1 protein-coding gene is annotated in these 851 nt (G+C 52.5%); it reads right to left on the bottom strand.

The features are described from left to right. On the bottom strand, positions 1–840 hold an 840-nt coding region (rsmA, locus tag COY37_RS04630; protein ID WP_286976401.1), incomplete at its 3' end, for a 16S rRNA (adenine(1518)-N(6)/adenine(1519)-N(6))-dimethyltransferase RsmA. Positions 841–851 lie beyond the last annotated feature (11 nt).

Here is an 851-nt window from a genome sequence, read left to right as displayed (position 1 = left end):
CGCGTTCGTGAGCGCCGCAAACTCCTCGATAGAGAGGGTCTCGCCCCGGCGTTTGGGGTCGATTCCGGCTTTCTTTAAAGCCCTATCGATTTCCTCGATGTCTAAATCAAGCTCGGGGCTTCCGCGAAGCGCGTTTTTTATCGTCTTTCTTCGCTGCCAAAACGCCGCCTTTACTACCTTAAAAAAGAACTCTTTATTAAAGACATGCACCCTGGGCTGCGCCAATCGTCTCATCCTGACCACTGCCGAGCTTACTTCCGGCGGCGGGATGAACACGTTTTTCGAAACCACGGCAACCCTGTCTACATCGCAGTAAAACTGTGCTTTTACGGAAAACGACCCGTACTCTGCGGTCGCCGGTTTTGCCGTGATTCGGTCGGCTACTTCCTTTTGTATCATGACCACGTAGAGCTTAAGATCATCGAATTTATCCAGGTAAGTCGCCAGAATCGGCGTAGCCACCTGGTATGGCAGGTTCGATACGAGCTTGTTGGGGGCGGGAAGATCGTCCGGCAGGTTCTTAAGGTCGACCGAGAGCGCATCGGAAAAAACAACCTTTGCGTTCTCAAAACTTTTGAGGGTGTAGTCCAATACCGGCGCGAGCTTGCGGTCGAGTTCAAGCGCAACGACCGTACCCGCGTTTTTGGCGAGCGCTTGCGTCAACGTCCCGATTCCGGGACCGACCTCGACCACCACATCGTCTTTTGAAAGCACGGCGGCATCGACCACTTTGCCCAAGATGTTCTGGTCGATTAAAAAATGTTGCCCCAGGCTCTTATCGAGCCTGAGGCTAAATTTCTTTACTACTTCTAGCGTTGCCTGTGGTGTTGCTAGTGTCACTGTTTCATGCA

The sequence above is a fragment of the Candidatus Aquicultor secundus genome, from assembly GCF_002791875.1.
GTDB lineage: Bacteria > Actinomycetota > Aquicultoria > Aquicultorales > Aquicultoraceae > Aquicultor_A > Aquicultor_A secundus.
The sequence above is the reverse complement of the archived record's forward strand: the minus strand, read 5'-3'. Positions and strand labels throughout refer to the sequence as shown.